Genomic DNA, 18,986 nt, shown 5'->3' with positions numbered 1-18,986 from the left:
ACTTCCTTAGCTTTTCTTTGAGATTGTGACACCTTTTTCAACAACCACGATGTCCTCAGGCGTACCGATGACCTCCGCCCCTTCTTCAACCGTCACGTTTTTATCTAAAATAGCATATCTGATTTTGGCATTCTTCCCGATATAAGCGTTAGCCATCGTAATGGTATCTAACACCTCGGCTCCTTCTTCCACCACTGTCTGACGGGACAGCAAAGAATTCTCCACGGTTCCTTTAATCAAGCAGCCGGTAGCGAAATGACTGTTCGTGACTTGAGAGGATGTGTCATAATAAGTCGGCACTTCATTTTTAAGTTTGGTATAAATCTTCTTATTAGTATACAGTAAAGAATTGAACTTGTTAACATTCAGCATATCCATATTCACCTGATAATAGGAGTTGATGTCAAACACGTTGCCGAGGTAGCCGGTATATTCGTACGCCGAACACGTCATTTCAGTCATTTTCTCCTGCAGGAAAAGATGGATGTTCGCAGAAATACCTTGTTCCTGGCCTTCTTTAAGTGCATCTATGAGCCAGTTAGTCCGCACCATGAAAATATCCATGCACAGATTATGCAGCTTGCTGCCGTTTTCCGCCTCATCAATGAAGTAAGCCCCGTTGACAACACCGTCATCACCGATACTGATCAGGCTGTCTGTATCGGTAATCTGTTCTTTCGGAACGCGCTTATATACCACGGTCATATCGCTGTCCTGATTTTGATAAATTTTCAACACAGCCTGCAAATCGATGTTGCACAAGACTTTATTGCCCATAATCACAGTATATTCTGATTTCGACTTGCGCAGATAATCGATCAGCGTTTCATAGTAAGGTTTCCCCTGCTCCTTCTTTTTCAGAAAATCCTGATACAAGTGAATGAAATAATGGTGCTGAATCGCATCCAGATTCCATTCCTTACCGCCGCCGAGATGGTCAAACACCGACTGTGTCTCGTCTTGATTGAAAATCATGAATATCGAATTGACAGACGCATTGACCAGACTGGACAGCGGAAAGTCGATCATTCTGTATTTACAGTCAAACGGCAGTGTCGCCAGCGGTCGTTTGCGGGTCAGCGGCTGCAAGTCTTCGGATTTTTTAATTCCTGAAAGAATGGCACATAATTTATTTGTTCTCATTTTAGTCTTCATCAATCTCAACTCCAATCACTTCAGAATAGCCGACAACAGCAATCTCATCTGTCCCGTCAATCACGGCGTCTTTCCCGATAATCGCATTTTCACCGATGATTGCGCGGTTGATATACGCACCTTGACCAATGACCGCATTCGGCATAATAAAACTGTCTTTGATGACCGCTCCTTCTTTGACCTGAACATCACTTGATAAAATACTGTTTTCCACCCGTCCGGAGACAAAGCAGCCGTCAACAATCAACGAATGGGAAACAGACGCTGTCTTGGTTAAAAAGTGCGGCGGCGAAATCGTGTTTTTTCCGAAAATGCGCCAGCGCTTGTCCCGCATATCCAGTTCATTGTCCGGGTTGATAAATTCCATGTTGGCTTCCCAGAGAGAATCGATTGTCCCGACATCTTTCCAGTAGCCGCTGAACCGGTAAGCAAAGGCATTTTCACCGCTGCTCAAGTAAAACGGGATGACGTGCTGACCGAAATCCAGCATGTCGTCTTCTTTATTGTAGCTGTTGACCAAGACACTTCTCAATCTCGGCCAGTTGAAGATATAAATCCCCATGGAGGCCAGATTGCTTTTCGGATTTTCCGGCTTTTCGTCAAACTCGATAATCCGGTCGTTTTCATCCGTATTCATGATGCCGAAGCGGGACGCTTCTTTCATCGGCACTTCAATGACAGCAACGGTCAGCGAGGCGTTGTTCTGCTGATGTTGTTCCAGCATATCGCCGTAGTCCATCTTGTAAATATGGTCGCCGGATAAAATCAAAATATATTCAGGGTCGATTTGATCGATGTAATCCATGTTCTGATAAATGGCATGGGCTGTGCCGGCAAACCATTTACTGCCCTCCGAACTTGAAAACGGCTGTAAAATAGTCACGCCGCTGTCAATCCCGTCCAAGCCCCAGCTGGCACCGTTTCCTATGTGCCGGTTCAGCGTAAGCGGCTGGTATTGCGTCACGACACCCACATTGCCGATCCGGGAGTTGGCGCAATTGCTTAAGGTAAAATCGATAATCCGATACCGTCCGCCAAAAGGCACTGCCGGTTTGGCGATTGTTTTCGTTATTTCCCCCAACCGGGTGCCTTTTCCTCCGGCCAGTATCATTGCTAACATTTCTGTTTTCATCACGTTTCGGTGAAAGCTCAGCTTTCACCTGCCCCCTTTCCACTGGTGCGTTTTCGAGTAACCTTGATTTTTTCCGGTTTAAGAATAATGACCCCTAAAGCCGGAACAGTGGTGCTGATAGTTTCTGTGTACTGTTTGAAAGCTTGCGGCTGCGAGACACAGTCAGGATTGTGGGATTGCCATGTGCCCCCAAATTCTGCCATTTCCGTATTAAATACTTCCCGGTAAGTTCCTTTGTAAGGAACACCGATAGTAAACCCTCTGCGCTCAACAGGCGTCATGTTTAAGATAACGATCAGGAAATCAGTTTTGCGCTTGCCGTGTCTGATGAAGCTCAGGACCGACTCTTCCCGGTTATCGGCATCAATGACTTCCAATGTTTCCCAGACGTCATCAAGTTCCCATAAGGCGCGTTCGTCCTTGTAAAACTGGTTGAGCTGCCGGGTAAACTGCTGCATCGCATGATTCAGCGCGTCGTCCAAATCGACCCATTCCAGCCCTTCATCATACTTCCACTCCAAAAACTGGCCCCATTCGCTGCCCATAAACAGCAGTTTCTTGCCGGGATGAGTCATCATGAACGTGTACAAATTCCGCAGCTGGGCGAATTGTTTGTAGCGGTCGCCCCACATTTTGTGCATCAGGCTCTTTTTACCGTGCACTACCTCATCGTGGGACAGCGGCAGGATATAGTGTTCATTCAGCATATACATGAACGAAAAAGTCACCAGTTCAAAATGGTGTTTGCGGTGGATCGGGTCCATTTCATAAAAGCGCAGAACATCGTTCATCCAGCCCATATTCCATTTGAAGTCAAAACCAAGTGCCCCTGTTTCAATCAACCCTGTCACTTGTGTTTCCGAGGAGCTTTCCTCGGCAATCATCAACGCTTCCGGATAGTCCTTCTTCACTACCGCATTCAGCTTTTGCAGAAAATAATAACCTTCCAGATTGCGGTTGCCGCCCTCGTGATTCGGCAGCCACGGTCCTTCGTCGTAATCGCGGTAAATCATATTTGACACCGCATCTACGCGAATGCCGTCCACATGAAAGGTTTCCAGCCAGAACAACAGACTTGAAATTAAAAAACTCTGCACTTGCGGTTTGCCTAAATCAAAATTCAAACTGCCCCAGCGGATATTTTTCGCCCGGTCCGGGTCAGTGTATTCAAATTGGGGTGTGCCGTCGTAGTATGCCAGTGCATCATTGTTGACTGAAAAATGTCCGGGTACCCAGTCGAGCAGCACACCGATGTTTTGCAAATGACACGCCTCCACAAAGTCCTGAAATTCTTCAGGCGTGCCATAGGAGGCACTCAGCGCAAAATAGCCAGTCAGCTGGTAGCCCCACGAGGCTCCGAGCGGATGCTCCATCAGCGGCATGAATTCAATGTGCGTGTACCCCATCTCTTTCACGTAAGGAATCAAGGTTTCTTTCAAATCACTGAACGAATACGGCGTGCCGTCATCATGATGACGCCATGAACTGCTGTGCACCTCATAAATATTCAATGGCCGTCTAAAATAATTGCTTCTTTTTTTGCGAGCATGCCACAGTCCATCTTTCCATTTTTTTTCCTGGAGCGTATAGATTTCCGCTGCATTGTTGGGACGCTTTTCAAACTTCACACTGAACGGATCAAATTTATCGATCACGTTGCCGCCCTTTTGCTGAATCCGGAATTTATACAAATCGCCAGGTTTGGGTGTCGACAATGTCGCTTCCCAAATGCCGCATGATCCGTCACACGTCATGACATCCGTCACCTGCCAGTCATTGAAGTCGCCGACGACCCAGACTTTTTCAGCATTCGGCGCCCATACGCGAAAGCGGTACTGGCCATTCCCTAGTTTATGCAGCCCTAATAACTTGCGGGCGTGAAAATTTTCGCCGGTAGTAAATGCGCGCTTGGCTTCCAACTCCTCTGCAGTCGAGAAATCATCTTTCTCAGAGTTTTCAGTCATATCTCCACCTTCTTTCTATTATTCCATCAACAAGCATATTTGCTAAACAAAAAACACGTTCTTTATACTACTTATCATACCATATATTTCGCTGTTTTTTACATGATATCGTTTTCTTTTTCGCGCTTTTTTTGTCTTAAACCTTTAAAAACGAACATTCTGCAATGCTTTCTTAATTTATTACATGTTATTCATTACAAAACATAAGCATTCTTGTTTTTCATCAGCAAAACCTGAATATTCCATTTTGATTTTAATGTTTTTTCTTTAATTTTTTTGTTTTTTCTCATCATAAAGCAAAAAAACAACCAGTCTGACAATCAGACTGGTTGCATCCATCCGTGTATTTACTTGCCCCTTTCATAACGAATCAGATGGCCGTCAATAGCTCCCTGATGCTCTGTCAGCACAGCTGTCAGCGCCTCTTCCCAAATCATTTCCGAACGCCAAGCCATACCGCAGCCGGCTGACAAGTTGCGCGGAATAGGAATCAAACGGCCGTCGATGCGCCGGCGCTTGCACACATTGGCAAAGCTCAGCGCCTCATGCTCCGTATCAAAGGTTACAAGCAAGACTGCTTTTCCCAATACTAAACCCTCTTTTTCCGATTGACCAAGGCAACGATAAACAAAATAACGATACAGACAATGACTGCTATCCGTCCGTTTGGCGTTGTGCCTTCGCCGGAGGAAGCCAGCCCGAAGTTATGCACAAACGCACTGCCCACAAGCATGCCGATAACGGTAACACCCGAATCCGACGAGCCTTGACCGGTCAGCACCAGCTGCCGCAGTGGACAGCCACTCAACAGCACGCCGGCAAAACCGACGACATACAGCCCCAAAATGTTCCACAAGTGTTCGGAATGTGCGACAGGCTGATCGGCAAAGCTCAGATTGAAGTTGCCGGTAGCCAGATTATACACAAGGACAACACCGAACAGCACTGCAACAGCCGTAAATTTATCAAAATTGCGCATCAGGAAAATATCGCGGATACTGCCCGAGAAACAAACAGCCGAGACTTGCGCCAATCCGCCGAATACCAGCCCGCCAACCAGCGCCAGCAAGAGCGGCGCGTGAAAACTGCCGGGACCTTCCTGACTGACTACAAACAGCGACGGCACGGCGATAAAGAGCAGCAGCAAACTCAAAAAGAATAAGGGCACCATAAAGCCGCTTGACTGTTTCGTTTCAACCGGCTTGCCGAGGCTATACCCGTTTTTCAGAAACAGACTGCCGGTAATGACCCCGCCGGCAAAGCCGATCAGTCCGACATAGGCATTTAAATCGCCGCCGGCCATCCGCAGTACCATGCGCAATGGACAGCCTAAAAAGACCAGCGCCCCGACCATCATGACAAACCCCAGTACAAACCGTGTCCCTGTGGACGAACCCGCTTTTGGTGAAAATTCTTTCCTGGCAAAAGACACTACCAGAGAACCGATGATGATTCCGGCTACTTCCGGACGCATATATTGAACAGGCGGTGCCGTATGCAGTTTCGTGGCTCCGGCAATATCACGGATGAAACAGGCAATACAAATAGCCATATTGGCCGGATTGCCAAAGTAAGCCAGCAAGACAGCAATGATACCAAACCCTAAACCAGCAATTAAAAATCGTTTTTTACTTGCCATTATTTCGCTACCTCCATTTGTTGAACAATCTGCGTCAGCGCAGCAACGGCCGACAAGATGTCACTCTCTGTATTAAAATAAGAAAAACTGAATCTGACTGCGCCCTGCTCTACCGTGCCGAGTGCCTGGTGCATCAGCGGCGCACAGTGCCCGCCGGAGCGGGTCGCGATATGATACTCAGTGGCCAAGATGTCGCTCACCTCGGACGAATCCATGTCGCCCACGTTCAACGTAACAATCGGGCATCTGACATCCGTGCTGAAATCGCCGTAGACAGTGACACTGTCAAGTTGGGACACCTTGCGGTAAAACAGCGACATCAGCTCTTGCTCCTTTTGATGGATGCGCGGTACTGTCTCGGACAAGATATAGGCCGCGCCCGCTGACAAACCGGCGATGCCGTGTCCGTTCAAAGTGCCTGCTTCCAAGGCTGTCGGCATGACCGACGGATGCCTTTTATTGTATGTGTCGATGCCGCTGCCGCCGACTTTTAACGGCCGGATAGCCACGCCCGGCTTCACATATAAACCGCCGGTCCCCTGCGGACCAAACAACGCTTTATGCCCGGTAAAGCAAAGCACGTCAATCTGCTGTTTCTGCACATCAATCGGCAAAGCACCTGCCGTTTGAGATGCGTCCACGACAAAATACACATCATGCCGGGCGGCAATCTCCCCCACCCGCTCGATGTCTATGACGTTCCCCGTCAAATTCGACCCGTGGGTGATGACGATGCCGCGTGTCTGCGGCTGGATGCTTGCTTCAAGCTGTGCGTAGTCGATGTTGCCCGCCTCATCAGCCGGCAGAATCGTCAAGGCAACCCCTGCTTCTTCTAATTGATACAACGGCCGCAAGACAGAATTATGTTCAAGCATCGTTGTTATGACATGGTCGCCCGGTTCAAACAACCCTTTGATAGCCAAATTCAAGCTCTCTGTAGCATTTAACGTAAAGACAATCTGTTTCGACAGCTCGCCGTTGAATAGCTCGCAAAGACGCTCCCGCGCTTCGTAAATCAGCTGCGAAGAGGCAAGAGCATCTTCATGGACTCCTCTGCCGGAGTTGCCCAAACGATTGAACGCCGCCATCACAGCTTCTGCGACTTGCGGCGGTTTTTTCAGCGTAGTCGCTGAATTGTCCAAATAAATCATTCGTTTTTTCCTCCAATCAAACGAAAACCTACCGATGACATGACCTTCATTGCAAAACTGTTTTGCCTGCACGCCATCTTGCCGGACGCTAACCGGTCCGTTTTCGTTTGCGGCTGAATGATTTGTGAAGAAAATCAGCCGGGCAAGAGCGTATCAAGAAAACAGCTTCTGTTTTTTTAGAAACTTCTAAAGTGACAGGCGTTCACAATCAGCCGTAGCCAACTAAAAACAGACGTGTCGTTTTCATACTCTCACCTCCAGCTGTTAATTAAACAGGTGTGACTCGACATGTTGATAAAATCACAAACCTTCTTTCTTCAGTATAACGAAAACCCTTCCCCGCCGCAACACTGCTTAGCAACTTTCAACGGTTTTTTATGTCAATTGAACGTGATTTAATGTCCGTCATTAGACTTTTTTGTGAAAAACGATCAAAAGAAAAACACCCGTTCAACTGTCAACGGGTGCTTTTGTTTTTAAACTGCCAATCTGGCATATCTGGTAATATTATCTTTCAGTTCAGCCACCAATTCAGGGGCCGTCAAACCGGTCACTTCTGTGATGACTTGCTCCACAGGCCGCGTCTTCAGCATCTCGTGCAGCTGACGACTCTGTTCATCTTCCGGATCGTTATAATTGAACACCATGCCCGCTGCAGCCAGCAAGTGAGGTGCCGGCAGCTGCATCGCATGCAGTTCGCGTAGCGGTTTGATGAACCGTTCATCGTGTCCCAGTTTTCTAATTGGCGTCCGGGCGACACGCTGAATGTCATCGGAAATATGTTTGTTCTGGAACCGTCCGATAATTGTGTCGATATATGTTGCGTGGGCGTCTTCATCAAAGCCCCATTTGGCACACAACAAGCGACCGGTTTCTGCCAAAACAGATTTTAGCTGCGCAACGACCAGTGCGTCCGCCATCGCCTCGTCTATCGTACGGTAGCCGAAAAGTGCGCCGGTATAGGCAACGGTCGCATGGCCTGTGTTGACCGAGAACAGTTTGCGTTCGATATACGGCGCCAAATCCGCCACATAGTGCACGTCTGCCAGCCTGATTTTGTCGGAGCGGCAGCCGGTTTCATCAACAACCCATTCCGAAAACGGCTCTACCGTCACAAATAGCGGGTCTTCGTGGGCTTGCTGCGGTACGATGCGGTCGACCGCTGCATTCGGAAAACCGATGTACGTATCCAGATAAGCTGTGTCAGACAGATGTTTTTTCACTTCCTCTGCGAGAAATGCCGAACCGCCGATCATGTTTTCACACGCAATGATATCCAGCGGCTGTGTGCTGCCCGCATTCATGCGCGCCTCGATGCCTTCAGCTATCAGCGGCGCGATATGCGGCAAAATCGCCGGACCGATTGCCGTCGTCAGCAGGTCAGCCGTTTGGATCGCTTCAACCACCTTTTCAGGTTCTGTCCGGTTGTTCAACCCGGTTACATGAGTCACTGTCAGCTGCTCGTGCGTGCTGTCAGCCAGCTCAATGGTATATGCGCCCCGTTCTTTCAACGCAGCGATAATTGTGTCATTCACATCGACAAAAGTAATATCGATGTTGTTGCGGTGAAGTATCTCACCGATAAATCCGCGTCCGATGTTGCCAGCACCGAAATGTACTGCCTTCATTTTCCATCCTCCTTACACGCTGGCAAGTCTGGCGATGATGTCAGATTTTGTCTGCGCATCTGCTAAATAAACGACATTCTCCACATCACTGCAATACAAGGCGATTTGCTGTATCAGCTGGAGATGGTCGTCGCCGACCCCGGCAATGCCGAAAAGTACTGTGGCGATTTTTTCTTCTTCTGCTGTACCGAAATTGACACCATCGGGCACTTGTACCACGCAAATACCTGACTTTTTGACCAGATGTTTCGCTTCATCCGTGCCGTGGGGAATCGCGATAAAATTCCCCATGTACACGGACAACAGCTCTTCTCTGGCAAGCATTGCATCAATGTAATCTCTTTCGACACAGCCGGCTGCCACCAGCTTTTCGCCGCAAAAACGAATCGCTTCATCTTTGGTTGCGAAATGCTGATTCAGCTCAATCATATCTTCTGTTAACAATTCCATGAATGCTCATCCTTTCTAGCGTGACAGCTTCAGTTTGTCGGCTATCGCTTCATATAGTTTGGCATCCAGCAAATTATCCGTCGGGACGACGATTGCTTCGGGAGCGGCTTGGCGTACTTCTTCTGCCAAATCAGTCCTTGTAATGACAAGTGTCTGCGCGTCTCCCCGAAACTGCGCCAGCGGGCTTTTAGTCACATTGACGGCAAGCTTTTCTTTCGCTAGCACATCTTCAAACACTTTTTTGCCCATTGTTGCAGACCCGGCTTTCTCATCATGAACAAAGACGACGTTCAACACATGGTCCAGCTCATCTATCGCAAGGCGCTGCTTCTGTTGTAGCGGGTCCTCTTTGCTGCTTGCTTCAGCACTTCCGGATAATGTAGCGATGATGTCATCATATTTCGGCGAGTTCAAAAAGTTTTCCACCGCCACAAATTGGGCGTTAGGAGCTTTTTGCTTCGCTCTTTCCTGCAGCTCGATTTGGGTGACGACCAGTGTATCGCTGTCATTACTCAAGTTATTGATTGATTTATTGGTCACATCTTGGCTCAGACCGGCTGCTTCCACTTTCTTCCTGAGAATAGAAGCCCCCATGGCACTGGAACCCATTCCTGCATCGCATGCGAAGACAATGTGTTTGATGCCCGTGATGTCTGTGACGGCCGGCGCTGATACACCTTTCGATTCAGCTTTTGCCTGCTGTACAGCCTGCACGCTTTCCTCAAATGTGTCTGCTACTGTCTGTTTGTCTGATTTCAAAATGAATGCCGCAACCGCAAACGACACCAGCGTCGCTGCCGCAACACCGATAATGACCGGCAAGTGTGTGCCCATCGGCGACATCGCCAAGACCGCAATAATCGAGCCGGGCGATGCCGGTGCTTTCAAACCGCCGCCTAACGCTTGCAGCGTAAAACTGCCTGTCACACCACCAGCAATCACCGCTAAAAACAGAGCCGGTTTCATCATCACGTAAGGAAAATAAATCTCGTGAATCCCGCCTAGGAAGTGAATAATAATCGAGCCGGGTGCCGATGCTTTAGCCGAACCTTTACCAAACAGCGAGAACGCCAGTAAAACGCCCAAGCCCGGTCCCGGATTGGCTTCCAGCAGAAACAAAATCGATTTTCCGGTTTCCAGTGCTTGTTCTGTTCCGAGAGGTGTCAAAATACCGTGATTGATGGCATTATTTAAGAATAATATTTTAGCCGGCTCGATAAAAATATTAGCCAGCGGAATCAAATGTGCATTTAATATAAGTTCCACACCATTTGCCATCGCCTGTGTCAACGTGTCAACAACCGGACCAATCGCACTGAAGCCCAGTAATGCCAGTGCAAAACCTATCAGCCCCGCCGAGAAATTGTTGACAAGCATTTCAAAACCTGCTCTGATTCTATGCTGAAACACTTGGTCGAATTTTTTAATCACAAACCCGCCAAGCGGTCCCATAATCATGGCACCCAACATCATTGGAATGTCTGTCCCGACAATCACACCCATCGTCGCAATCGCACCGACCACTGATCCCCGGTCACCGCCGATGATTTTTCCTCCTGTATAGCCAATCAACAGCGGAATCAAATAATTGAGCATTGGACCGACCATCGTAGCAAAAGACTCATTCGGCAAATACCCGTCGGGAATAAAGAGCATGGTCAGAACACCCCATGCAATCAATGCCCCGATATTCGGCATGATCATACTTGACAGAGTACTGCCAAAGCGCTGCACTTTTGATTTAAGGGACGCAGACGACGTTTGTACATTTTGTTCCATAATCATTTTCTCCTTTCATAATCGTTGCACTTATAGTGTAGCCGCTTACTATAAGTTATAAAAGTGGCACTTTGGCACATTCATTTGTGCCAAAACTTGACAATGCAAATAAGCCGCCGATTTTCGGCGGCGGCTTATTTATGCTACTGCTTTCAGACTACCAGCAGGCTATTTTTTTACTTCTTCAATCAGGAGAGAGGACAACAACTGATACATGATTGCGGAGTTGCCTGAGTTAAAAATTTCAAGGTTTAAATCATTCATAATAATCGACCCGCTGATTTTGCCCAAGATGACACTTGTCTTTTCATCTACCGGGGACGGGGCCAGCATGACCAGCATGCGCGTCAGGTCCATCGGCTGTTTGTCCATCCCGTTGATTGTCAGCGGTACTTCCAAATCGAACACGCAGAAACAAGGCAAAGTGACGGCGTCGGTCGATGCGTGGAACAGCGCCATGTTCGTATCGGGAATACCGATCGGCGCCTGACGATACCGGTCAAGCAGCTTTTCCTGCACGGTCTGCCTGTCTGAGACGACTGACTCGGGCAGCGCCTCAACTACCAGCGACACTGTGTCTGCCACATCTTGCGTGTTTTTAAGTTTCGCGACAAAAAAGCGGGCCAGCAGACCATTGATGGCTTCGATGACAGCCAGCACTTCTTCGTAGCTGTCTTCTGAAACGTCTTGTTTTTTCGGCTGATTCAAAGCGGTCGTTTTTTGGTGGCGGATTTTTTTGAATTCATCTTTTAACTGTTTCAGCTCATCATCAAGCAATAGCGGCGACACCAGTTTGTATTTCCCTGTGTATCCAGGTAAAAGCGACGTTGAAATAATCAAATCATAAGTATTTTCCAAATCGATTTTTCCCAAATCAGCAATCCGGAAAAAATGAATGGTATTAATAAACGGGAAATATCTGCGCAGCCGCATCTCCAGCATGCTGGTGGATGCCAACCCGCTGGGGGAAATGCCGGCAATGTCGATTTCCATCGTAACAGGACTGCGTTCAAGGGAGTTGGCAAAATGCAGTACCATGTATGCAATTTCCTCTTCCGACAACTGCTTGTCATCAAAAACTTTCGGCAGCGACAAGCGGATGGCATCGGCGATTTCTGCATATTGCTCCATAATCCGTTCCAGAATAGGATTGGCCAGTTCCGTACCTTGCAAAGCAGTCCGCGAGAAAACGCCGGAAAGATGCGTCAACAACATTTTATAGAGGTTGGCATCTTCAAAAAAGTTTACGTCGGTTTCTTGGCTGACCAGCCCGATCAGTTGTTTCACTAAATAAGCCAGATGAGAATCAAAGCGCTCGTCCAGAAAATCCTGATCGAACGAACTGGAAAACCCGCTCAGCAGACTGGCAAAAAACACGATTTCACTGATGGGATACAATAGTTTGGTTTCTTGGGCGACTTTGGCAAACAGTTGCTTGGACGTATTCAACAGCTCTTTGTTCGCATGGACCGCCAGACTGTCTTCCGGCAGTACGAATCCCTGAGACACACGTGTCATGGCAATTGCCAGCATCAATATTAAAAATTCCAGTTTGCGGTCGCTTAATGCCGGAAACAGGACAGACACATCTTCCAAAATAAGACTCTTGGCAAAGAGCAGATGCCCTTGGTCGATGAACCTGAAAAAAAAGTTGTCCTGTTCGTCCATTTGGTCCAGATGGAAAAACTGGTATTCATTAACTTCAATACCTAATATATTCGCCTGCAGCAGCCGGCGGTATTTTTCCGGTCCGACCAGCTCATACCCCATATTCCGGCTGATGGACAGCGGCAGCTGAAGCAGACTGGCTTCCAACTGTTTGATATCGCCGTAAAACGTGGTACTGCTGACCATATATGTATCGGCAAAATACTGCATACTAAGCGGTGCAGTCCCTGTTAACAATTCCAATAAAATTGCGTGCTGACGTTCAACCGCAGATAACTCATAGCTTTCTTCACCCGTTATTGCCGCCTGAATCGTCTGCCAGGCTGCCTCGTCGGCTGCAAGCACATATTTCCCCCGCGACACTTTTTGCAGTTCCGCACCCACCGCCTGCAAAGAGTGTTCCAGATTCTCAAGTTCGCGGTAGACTGTCCGCCGGCTGACTTTTAGCAGATTCATCATTTTATTGACAGAAACGGGGGCTGAACTTGTCATCAGTTCAGTCAGTAATTCTATTTCTCTTGGTGACAAAAACACTGGTCATCCTCCTTCCATTAGCTTCTTTCTTGTCGTCAACTTTCCGTCTGCGGACAGCTGAGCATGGCAGCAAGCGCCGCGTAGCCGGCATAATCCAACCCGTTCGCAACAACATAGGTCTGCGCCTTAGGCAGCCGCTCATGTGCCAGTTGCATCAGCTCCGGCTGGGTAACGACCAGCAATCCTTCGTCATCGTCCACCTGCCAGACAGACTGGTAATGGATAGGCAAGTCGACTCCCGCCTCTTTGCACAGCCGGCTCAATATGCTTGCCCCCATAGCACTGGTCGCCATACCCGAATAACACACCACGACGATTTGTTTGATTTTTTCTGTTGACACAGGCATCCTGCTTTCTATCATGGGTTGATGGGGTACTCCTTCCTTTATTGACACCTAAAACTCAAAGCGTGAAATAGGCGTATCTTTCTGATTATGGTAATTGTTGTCAAAATTACGGTTGAACACACAAGAATAAAGGACATTCAATATATATTCAATAGCAATCTGCGAAGAAAAATTCGAAACTTTTATGTTCGACTGTTCTTTATTCGGCAAAAGCAGTACTTCTGTCGCATACGCTGCTAACGGACTGTCGCCAGCCGAGGTAATGGCAATAATCGGTGTGCCGTTTTTATGCAGGTGGCGTGCATCATTGACGATTTCAGCCGTCTTCCCGCTGTACGAAACCAAAATGGCAACATCTTGAGGCGTTGAGTAGTTTGCTAAGAAAAATTGCTCTGCCTGAAAATCAATCAGCCGGACAAACTTATTAATCCGCAACAATTTCAACTGGAAGTCTTTTAACCGCAAAAAACAGTCGCTGACACCGATTGCGGTGACTTCACGGGCTGAAACAATCAAGTCGACACAATGATTTAGTGTTCTGGTCGTTAAAAGGCGCTGGGTTTCACCAACAGTTTCGCTGGTCAACCGAGCGATTTTGGTTGAAATCATCAAATCAGTATCTTTGGGGTCAAACGGCATATTCGCATCGATTTTGGCGACACGCCGTAAATATTCCTCAAAATCACGGGCAAGCACGATTTTAAATTCCTGATAACCTTTGACACCGCACTTTTTACACAAGCGTACGATTGTCGAAGGAGATGAATGTGTCCGTTCAGCCAACTCATAAATCGACAAGTGCAGCACCGTCTCAGTGTCTGACAAAATGTATTCTTTTATCACTTGCTCACTATACGTAAATGTATCGTGTTGTGCTAAAAAATCAAGAATATTCATGTATGGTCTCCTTTTTACGAAACATTGTTTCATTACTATCTTACATTATTGCGCATTTTTTTGAAACATCGTAACAGAACGTTTTTTAAGCGTTTACTTTCATTGATGAGATAATTACTATAAAAGGTAACAATAACAAAAATGGAGGAATGAAAAATGGATAAACTAACTGTTTGGGTAGAGTCAAATTTGGTTCCAAAAGTGTCAAAAGTAACTGATTTACGTTATTTCCAAGCACTTAGAAATGGTTTTTTTGCTATTATGCCCCTAACGATTATCGGCTCGATCTTCATGTTAATTACTGATTTCCCAGTTCCCGGCTATGCCGAATTCATGGCAAATACCTTTGGAGAAAACTGGGTAGACTACATTTCGCCGGCATACCGGGCGACATTTAATATGATGGGACTCATGTTTGCCGGAACGATGTCTTACAAACTGGCAGAAAGTTATAACATGGATAAATTGACCTCAATGATTTTAGGAATCGTCTCTTATGTAATTGTTTTGCCAAAAACGGTGCAAACCGAAGCAGGCGAGCTGGTCACAAAAGTGCTGTCCTTTGACTGGCTGGGCACCCAGGGCGTTATCACTGCCATTATCATGTCAATTATTTCAGTGGAAATCACACGGTTCTGTGTCAAGAAGAACATCACCATTAAAATGCCTGAAAGTGTGCCTACAATGGTCAGCAAAGCTTTCAGTGCACTGATCCCCGGATTTTTTATCGCTCTGGCTGCATTAATCATCAACGGTGTGGGGACAGCTGTTTCAGGCTCATTCCCGCAATTGATTTACTCTATTATTCAAGGACCTCTGCAAGGACTTGTCGGTGCACCGTGGGCTATCATTGTTGTTGCCGGGTTGAACGGGCTGTTGTGGTGGTTCGGTATCCATCCGACGGTCATCAACTCCATGCTGTACCCGATTTTATATGCAAATGCAGATAAAAACCAGGCACTGGCAGATATCGGCCAGTTGTCCTTCGAAAACGGCAACTTCGGCACTGTTCAAATGTTGGACCAATTTGCAACGATGGGCGGGGCAGGGTCAACGATCGGACTGGCCATTTGTATGATTTTAATCGCCCGTTCTTCACGTTTGAAAGCTATGTCAAAAATTTCGATTGTTCCTGCGATTTTCAACATCAATGAACCGATAATTTTTGGCCTGCCGGTTATTTTCAACCCGCTTTTGCTGATACCAATCACACTCGCGCCGATTGCAGCTGTTCTGATTGCCTATTTATCAATGTCAATTGGCTTCATGCCTATGTTCACCGGTGTGCAGGCGCCGTGGGCCACACCTTTCTTGTTTTCCGGATTTCTTGTGTCTCATTGGCAAGGAGCAGTCACTCAGGTCATTGCGGTCATCATTTCAGTACTGATCTATTATCCGTTTGTAAAAGTACTGGACAGACAATACAAAAAAGAAGAACTCAGCGAATCAGTTGATAGTCTCTAGGAATGAGGAAATAATGAAAAAAAAAGAAGATATTTGCTGTGAAATAGTCAAAGATACATCAAAAAAATACGTGCCTATGTCGCCGGAGATTGTACAAACGTCTTCCTTTTATTACCCGACTTACGATGATTTTATCGCGGTCAGCGAAGATGAGAAGAACAACTATGTCTACACAAGGGGGACAAATCCCACCTCTGAAATATTAGAAAAAAAACTGGCTCAATTGGAAAACGGCGAAAAATGCAAGTTGTTTGCCTCCGGGATGGGGGCCATATCAGCGATATTCTTTACCCTGCTTCGCCACGGCGACCACGTACTGATGGCCAACACAGTGTACGGCGAGACAGTAGCACTGGCAAAGTATATGGAAAAGTTCGGCGTCACTTGCGACCGGGTAGACCTTGCTGCAACCGAGGATATCGCGTCACATATCAAAGACAATACCAGATTGATCTATTTTGAGAGCCCGTCATCGCAAAAATTTGAGCTGCTGGATTTAGCTGTAATCAGTGCCATCGCCAAAGCAAACCATATTTATACTGTGATCGACGGCACATGGGCATCGCCCATTTTCCAAAATCCGCTTAATCACGGAATTGATTTAGTTGTACATTCGTTGTCAAAATACATCGGCGGACATTCTGATTTAGTCGGCGGCGCTGTCATTGGGAGTAACGATTTGGTGGATGAGATTTTTGCCCACGGCCACCAATCGCTTGGCGCAGCTATCAGCCCGTTTAATTCCTGGCTTGCTTTGAGAGGGCTCAGAACATTGCCGGTCCGCATGAAGCATTTGGATGAGGCTGTCCGGACTGTGATTGACGGCATAAAAGACGATGACAGAATTGCCGCTATTTTCCACCCTTACTGCGGCAACTCTACACAGCAAGCCTTGTCACAAACCTATTTATCAGGATACGGATCGTTACTGGCTATTGACTTGGCGACAGAGGATTTCGACAAATTATTAAATTTCGTGAATGCTCTTGAGATTGTCTCCATCGGTGTCAGCTGGGGCGGCTTTGAAAGCCTTGCTCTGCCGGCTTTCAAAGGAAACAATTCGGAGAAGTTAGCTGAAAGGGGCCTCTCCCCTTCCCACATTCGACTCTACGTAGGGCTGGAACATCCCGAAAGCATCATTAGCGATATCAAGCAAGCCCTGGACAAAGCTTTTTAACTGGCTCCCGACCGATACGCAAACTAAAACACATGACTGTCACACCTCAAAACTGACAGTCATGTGTTTTTCAAATCTTTTAAAGCCGCGGTCTTCCATTCCAGAGACCCTTTTCGAATCATCTGCACCGGCACATTCAAAAGTGCTGCCTTATCTGCTCATTAATCAATCTGCACTTCCGTCTCAAAGCTTGGGCAGTTGACAAGCGTGTCCTTAACTGGGCAATGATGTTCAATAAAATCGATAAACGCACGGATTTCTTCTTCCGTATTATCCGCCTCGACCTGATAGACTGTACGGATATGCGAAAACCCGACTTTGATTCCCGGTTTGCCGCTCAGGCGGTCAGAATCGATTTCCCCGTGGACACTGACAGCCATGCGTTTCAATTTTATTTGTTTCGTTTGATAAAAAAATCGGCCGACCATCATTTTACACGCGCCAAGCGAGCAGAGCAGTGCCTCCAGCGGATTCATCGCCTCGTTCGTCCCGCCCTTACTGACTGGTTCGTCAATCAAAAATTCGAATTCACGCGCACGGCAAGATAACTTCAAGCCCCCAAGCGATTCAACGTGTGCGCTTAATACCTGCTTTGCCATCTCCATTCTCCCTCCCGTTTTATTGGTTGCTGCTCGTATCTTTACTTTACTATTGATTAATCTGGTTTTCAACAGCTTATCCCGCTATGATTTACAAATTTTTCGTTTATGTCTGAGAGTTCTACATTTTGAAATCGCTTTCTATAAAAGGTATAATGAGCTTATAACAGCATGGAAAGCGAGGTTTTAACAATGAACGACAGCTATCATCGTTTATTTGAGCCACTTGCGTTCAAGCATGGCCCTCAGTTGAAGAATCGATTTGCTATGTGTCCTATGGTCGTTTTTGCCGCTAATGAGGACGGGACACCTTCGCAAGAAGACTTAGATTATTTCCGCCGACGAAATCAGTTTGGCGATCTGTTATTGACCGGGGCAATCACGATTTCAGAACATATCAAAGGACACCCGCAGCAACTCTCTATCGCCTCCGATGCTGCTATTCCGGCGTTTGCTGAGCTGGCGGCTGTCATGAAAGCGCACGGCGGCAAAGCAGTAGCGCAAATTCAGCATCCCGGCCGGGAAGCCGCCCACGGCTACAAACAGACCGGCAAGGCGTATGCCCCCAGCAGCATCCGCTTCCCTTTTCTTCCTTATCAGGTCACAGAACTGAACGACGACGAGATTTGGGGTATTATCGAAGCATTCGGGCTTGCTGCCAGACGGCTGATGCAGGCCGGTTTTGACGGCGTGGAAATACACGGGGCAAACCACTACTTGATACAACAGTTTTTCTCAGCTTACTCGAATAAACGGGAAGACGACTGGGGCGGAACTCTTGCCAAACGCATGAATTTTGCCAAAGAAGTCACCAAAGCCGTGATCAAAGCTGCCCGGGCGGAAAACCCGCAGGCAATCATCGGATACCGCATCTCGCCTGAAGAAATTCACGGTGAAACAGTCGGGTATACGCTGGACGAGGCTTTGCTGCTGATTGACTGGCTGGCAAACATGAATTTGGATTTTCTTGACGTGTCATCCGCCGGCAGCGGCAACTTCAGCTCTAACGCCTATAAAGCTTTCCCCCGGATAAGCGCGCAGCAAGGGGCAATAAACACCATTATCCGCACGCTCCTCAACAACAGGCTGCCGCTGGTCATCTCAGGCACGATTCGTTCGGCTGAAGAAGCGCTGGATGCGCTGAACTACGGGGATATCGTCGCCATGGGGGTTGCCGCTTTATCCGATCCGGATTTCAAAGCAAAAATTGCCGCCGGAAAAGAACAGCAAATCAACATGAATGTTGCCGGACGGCTCGCTGATTTGCGGCTGCCTTCCGGATTAATCGCTGTATACAAACAAGGTGTTGCGCTCCCTCAAGTGGAAGGCTTGCTGACCGACTGAATGTCATTGCTGCAACTAAAAGAGACGCTTTATCCGCGGATAAAGCGTCTCTTTGCGT

At 47.4% G+C, this 18,986-nt stretch carries 16 protein-coding genes; 3 read left to right on the top strand and 13 right to left on the bottom strand.

The window, feature by feature from the left end; all coding sequences use genetic code 11:
- Window positions 1-6: 6 nt before the first annotated feature.
- The 12 genes from glgD to CBF27_RS01985 all read right to left on the bottom strand — a co-directional run bounded on the left by glgD (window position 7) and on the right by CBF27_RS01985 (window position 14,344).
- Window positions 7-1,143: a glucose-1-phosphate adenylyltransferase subunit GlgD gene (gene glgD / locus CBF27_RS02040; RefSeq protein WP_126811956.1), complete on the bottom strand. Its 1,137-nt coding sequence runs from the start codon at window positions 1,141-1,143 to the stop codon at window positions 7-9.
- A 1-nt stretch (window position 1,144) separates the two neighbouring features.
- Window positions 1,145-2,287, bottom strand: coding sequence for a glucose-1-phosphate adenylyltransferase (locus tag CBF27_RS02035; RefSeq protein WP_126811954.1), 1,143 nt, complete (start codon window positions 2,285-2,287; stop codon window positions 1,145-1,147).
- Between the two features lie 17 nt (window positions 2,288-2,304).
- A complete protein-coding gene (gene glgB, locus CBF27_RS02030; protein WP_126811864.1) occupies window positions 2,305-4,251 on the bottom strand; it encodes a 1,4-alpha-glucan branching protein GlgB in 1,947 nt (648 codons plus the stop codon).
- Window positions 4,252-4,598: 347 nt separating this feature from the next.
- A complete protein-coding gene (locus tag CBF27_RS02025; protein WP_170174973.1) occupies window positions 4,599-4,838 on the bottom strand; it encodes a putative Se/S carrier protein in 240 nt (79 codons plus the stop codon).
- 2 nt (window positions 4,839-4,840) lie between these two features.
- Window positions 4,841-5,890, bottom strand: coding sequence for a YedE family putative selenium transporter (gene yedE, locus CBF27_RS02020; protein ID WP_126811859.1), 1,050 nt, complete (start codon window positions 5,888-5,890; stop codon window positions 4,841-4,843).
- A complete protein-coding gene (locus tag CBF27_RS02015) occupies window positions 5,890-7,041 on the bottom strand; it encodes an aminotransferase class V-fold PLP-dependent enzyme (RefSeq protein WP_126811857.1) in 1,152 nt (383 codons plus the stop codon). The genes yedE and CBF27_RS02015 overlap by 1 nt, the downstream gene beginning before the upstream one ends.
- Before the next feature lie 476 nt (window positions 7,042-7,517).
- On the bottom strand, window positions 7,518-8,669 hold the full coding sequence (locus CBF27_RS02010; protein WP_126811856.1) for a mannitol-1-phosphate 5-dehydrogenase: 1,152 nt from the start codon (window positions 8,667-8,669) through the stop codon (window positions 7,518-7,520).
- A 12-nt stretch (window positions 8,670-8,681) separates the two neighbouring features.
- Window positions 8,682-9,119: a PTS mannitol transporter subunit IIA gene (locus CBF27_RS02005; RefSeq protein WP_126811855.1), complete on the bottom strand. Its 438-nt coding sequence runs from the start codon at window positions 9,117-9,119 to the stop codon at window positions 8,682-8,684.
- A 15-nt stretch (window positions 9,120-9,134) separates the two neighbouring features.
- On the bottom strand, window positions 9,135-10,898 hold the full coding sequence (locus CBF27_RS02000; protein WP_126811854.1) for a PTS mannitol transporter subunit IIBC: 1,764 nt from the start codon (window positions 10,896-10,898) through the stop codon (window positions 9,135-9,137).
- 168 nt (window positions 10,899-11,066) lie between these two features.
- Entirely contained in the window at window positions 11,067-13,100 is a 2,034-nt protein-coding gene (locus CBF27_RS01995) for a BglG family transcription antiterminator (protein ID WP_126811853.1), read from the bottom strand.
- Window positions 13,101-13,135: 35 nt separating this feature from the next.
- Window positions 13,136-13,441: a PTS sugar transporter subunit IIB gene (locus CBF27_RS01990; RefSeq protein ID WP_170174972.1), complete on the bottom strand. Its 306-nt coding sequence runs from the start codon at window positions 13,439-13,441 to the stop codon at window positions 13,136-13,138.
- A gap of 54 nt (window positions 13,442-13,495) precedes the next feature.
- Window positions 13,496-14,344, bottom strand: coding sequence for a MurR/RpiR family transcriptional regulator (locus tag CBF27_RS01985; protein ID WP_126811851.1), 849 nt, complete (start codon window positions 14,342-14,344; stop codon window positions 13,496-13,498).
- A gap of 156 nt (window positions 14,345-14,500) precedes the next feature.
- On the opposite strand from CBF27_RS01985, the gene CBF27_RS01980 reads away from it, so the two are divergent.
- Both CBF27_RS01980 and CBF27_RS01975 read left to right on the top strand, forming a co-directional pair.
- Window positions 14,501-15,808: a PTS sugar transporter subunit IIC gene (locus CBF27_RS01980; RefSeq protein ID WP_126811850.1), complete on the top strand. Its 1,308-nt coding sequence runs from the start codon at window positions 14,501-14,503 to the stop codon at window positions 15,806-15,808.
- A 13-nt stretch (window positions 15,809-15,821) separates the two neighbouring features.
- Window positions 15,822-16,985: a trans-sulfuration enzyme family protein gene (locus tag CBF27_RS01975; RefSeq protein WP_126811848.1), complete on the top strand. Its 1,164-nt coding sequence runs from the start codon at window positions 15,822-15,824 to the stop codon at window positions 16,983-16,985.
- 161 nt (window positions 16,986-17,146) lie between these two features.
- Here the strand turns inward: CBF27_RS01975 and CBF27_RS01970 are convergent, their stop codons facing one another.
- Window positions 17,147-17,584, bottom strand: a complete 438-nt coding sequence (locus tag CBF27_RS01970; RefSeq protein WP_126811846.1) for an OsmC family protein — start codon at window positions 17,582-17,584, stop codon at window positions 17,147-17,149.
- 171 nt (window positions 17,585-17,755) lie between these two features.
- Here CBF27_RS01970 and CBF27_RS01965 point away from each other — a divergent pair, with 171 nt between their 5' ends.
- Window positions 17,756-18,928, top strand: a complete 1,173-nt coding sequence (locus tag CBF27_RS01965; RefSeq protein WP_245985898.1) for an oxidoreductase — start codon at window positions 17,756-17,758, stop codon at window positions 18,926-18,928.
- Window positions 18,929-18,986: the final 58 nt, after the last annotated feature.

The sequence above is a fragment of the Vagococcus acidifermentans genome (assembly GCF_003987655.1).
In the GTDB taxonomy this organism is placed as follows: domain Bacteria; phylum Bacillota; class Bacilli; order Lactobacillales; family Vagococcaceae; genus Vagococcus_B; species Vagococcus_B acidifermentans.
The sequence above is the reverse complement of the archived record's forward strand: the minus strand, read 5'-3'. Positions and strand labels throughout refer to the sequence as shown.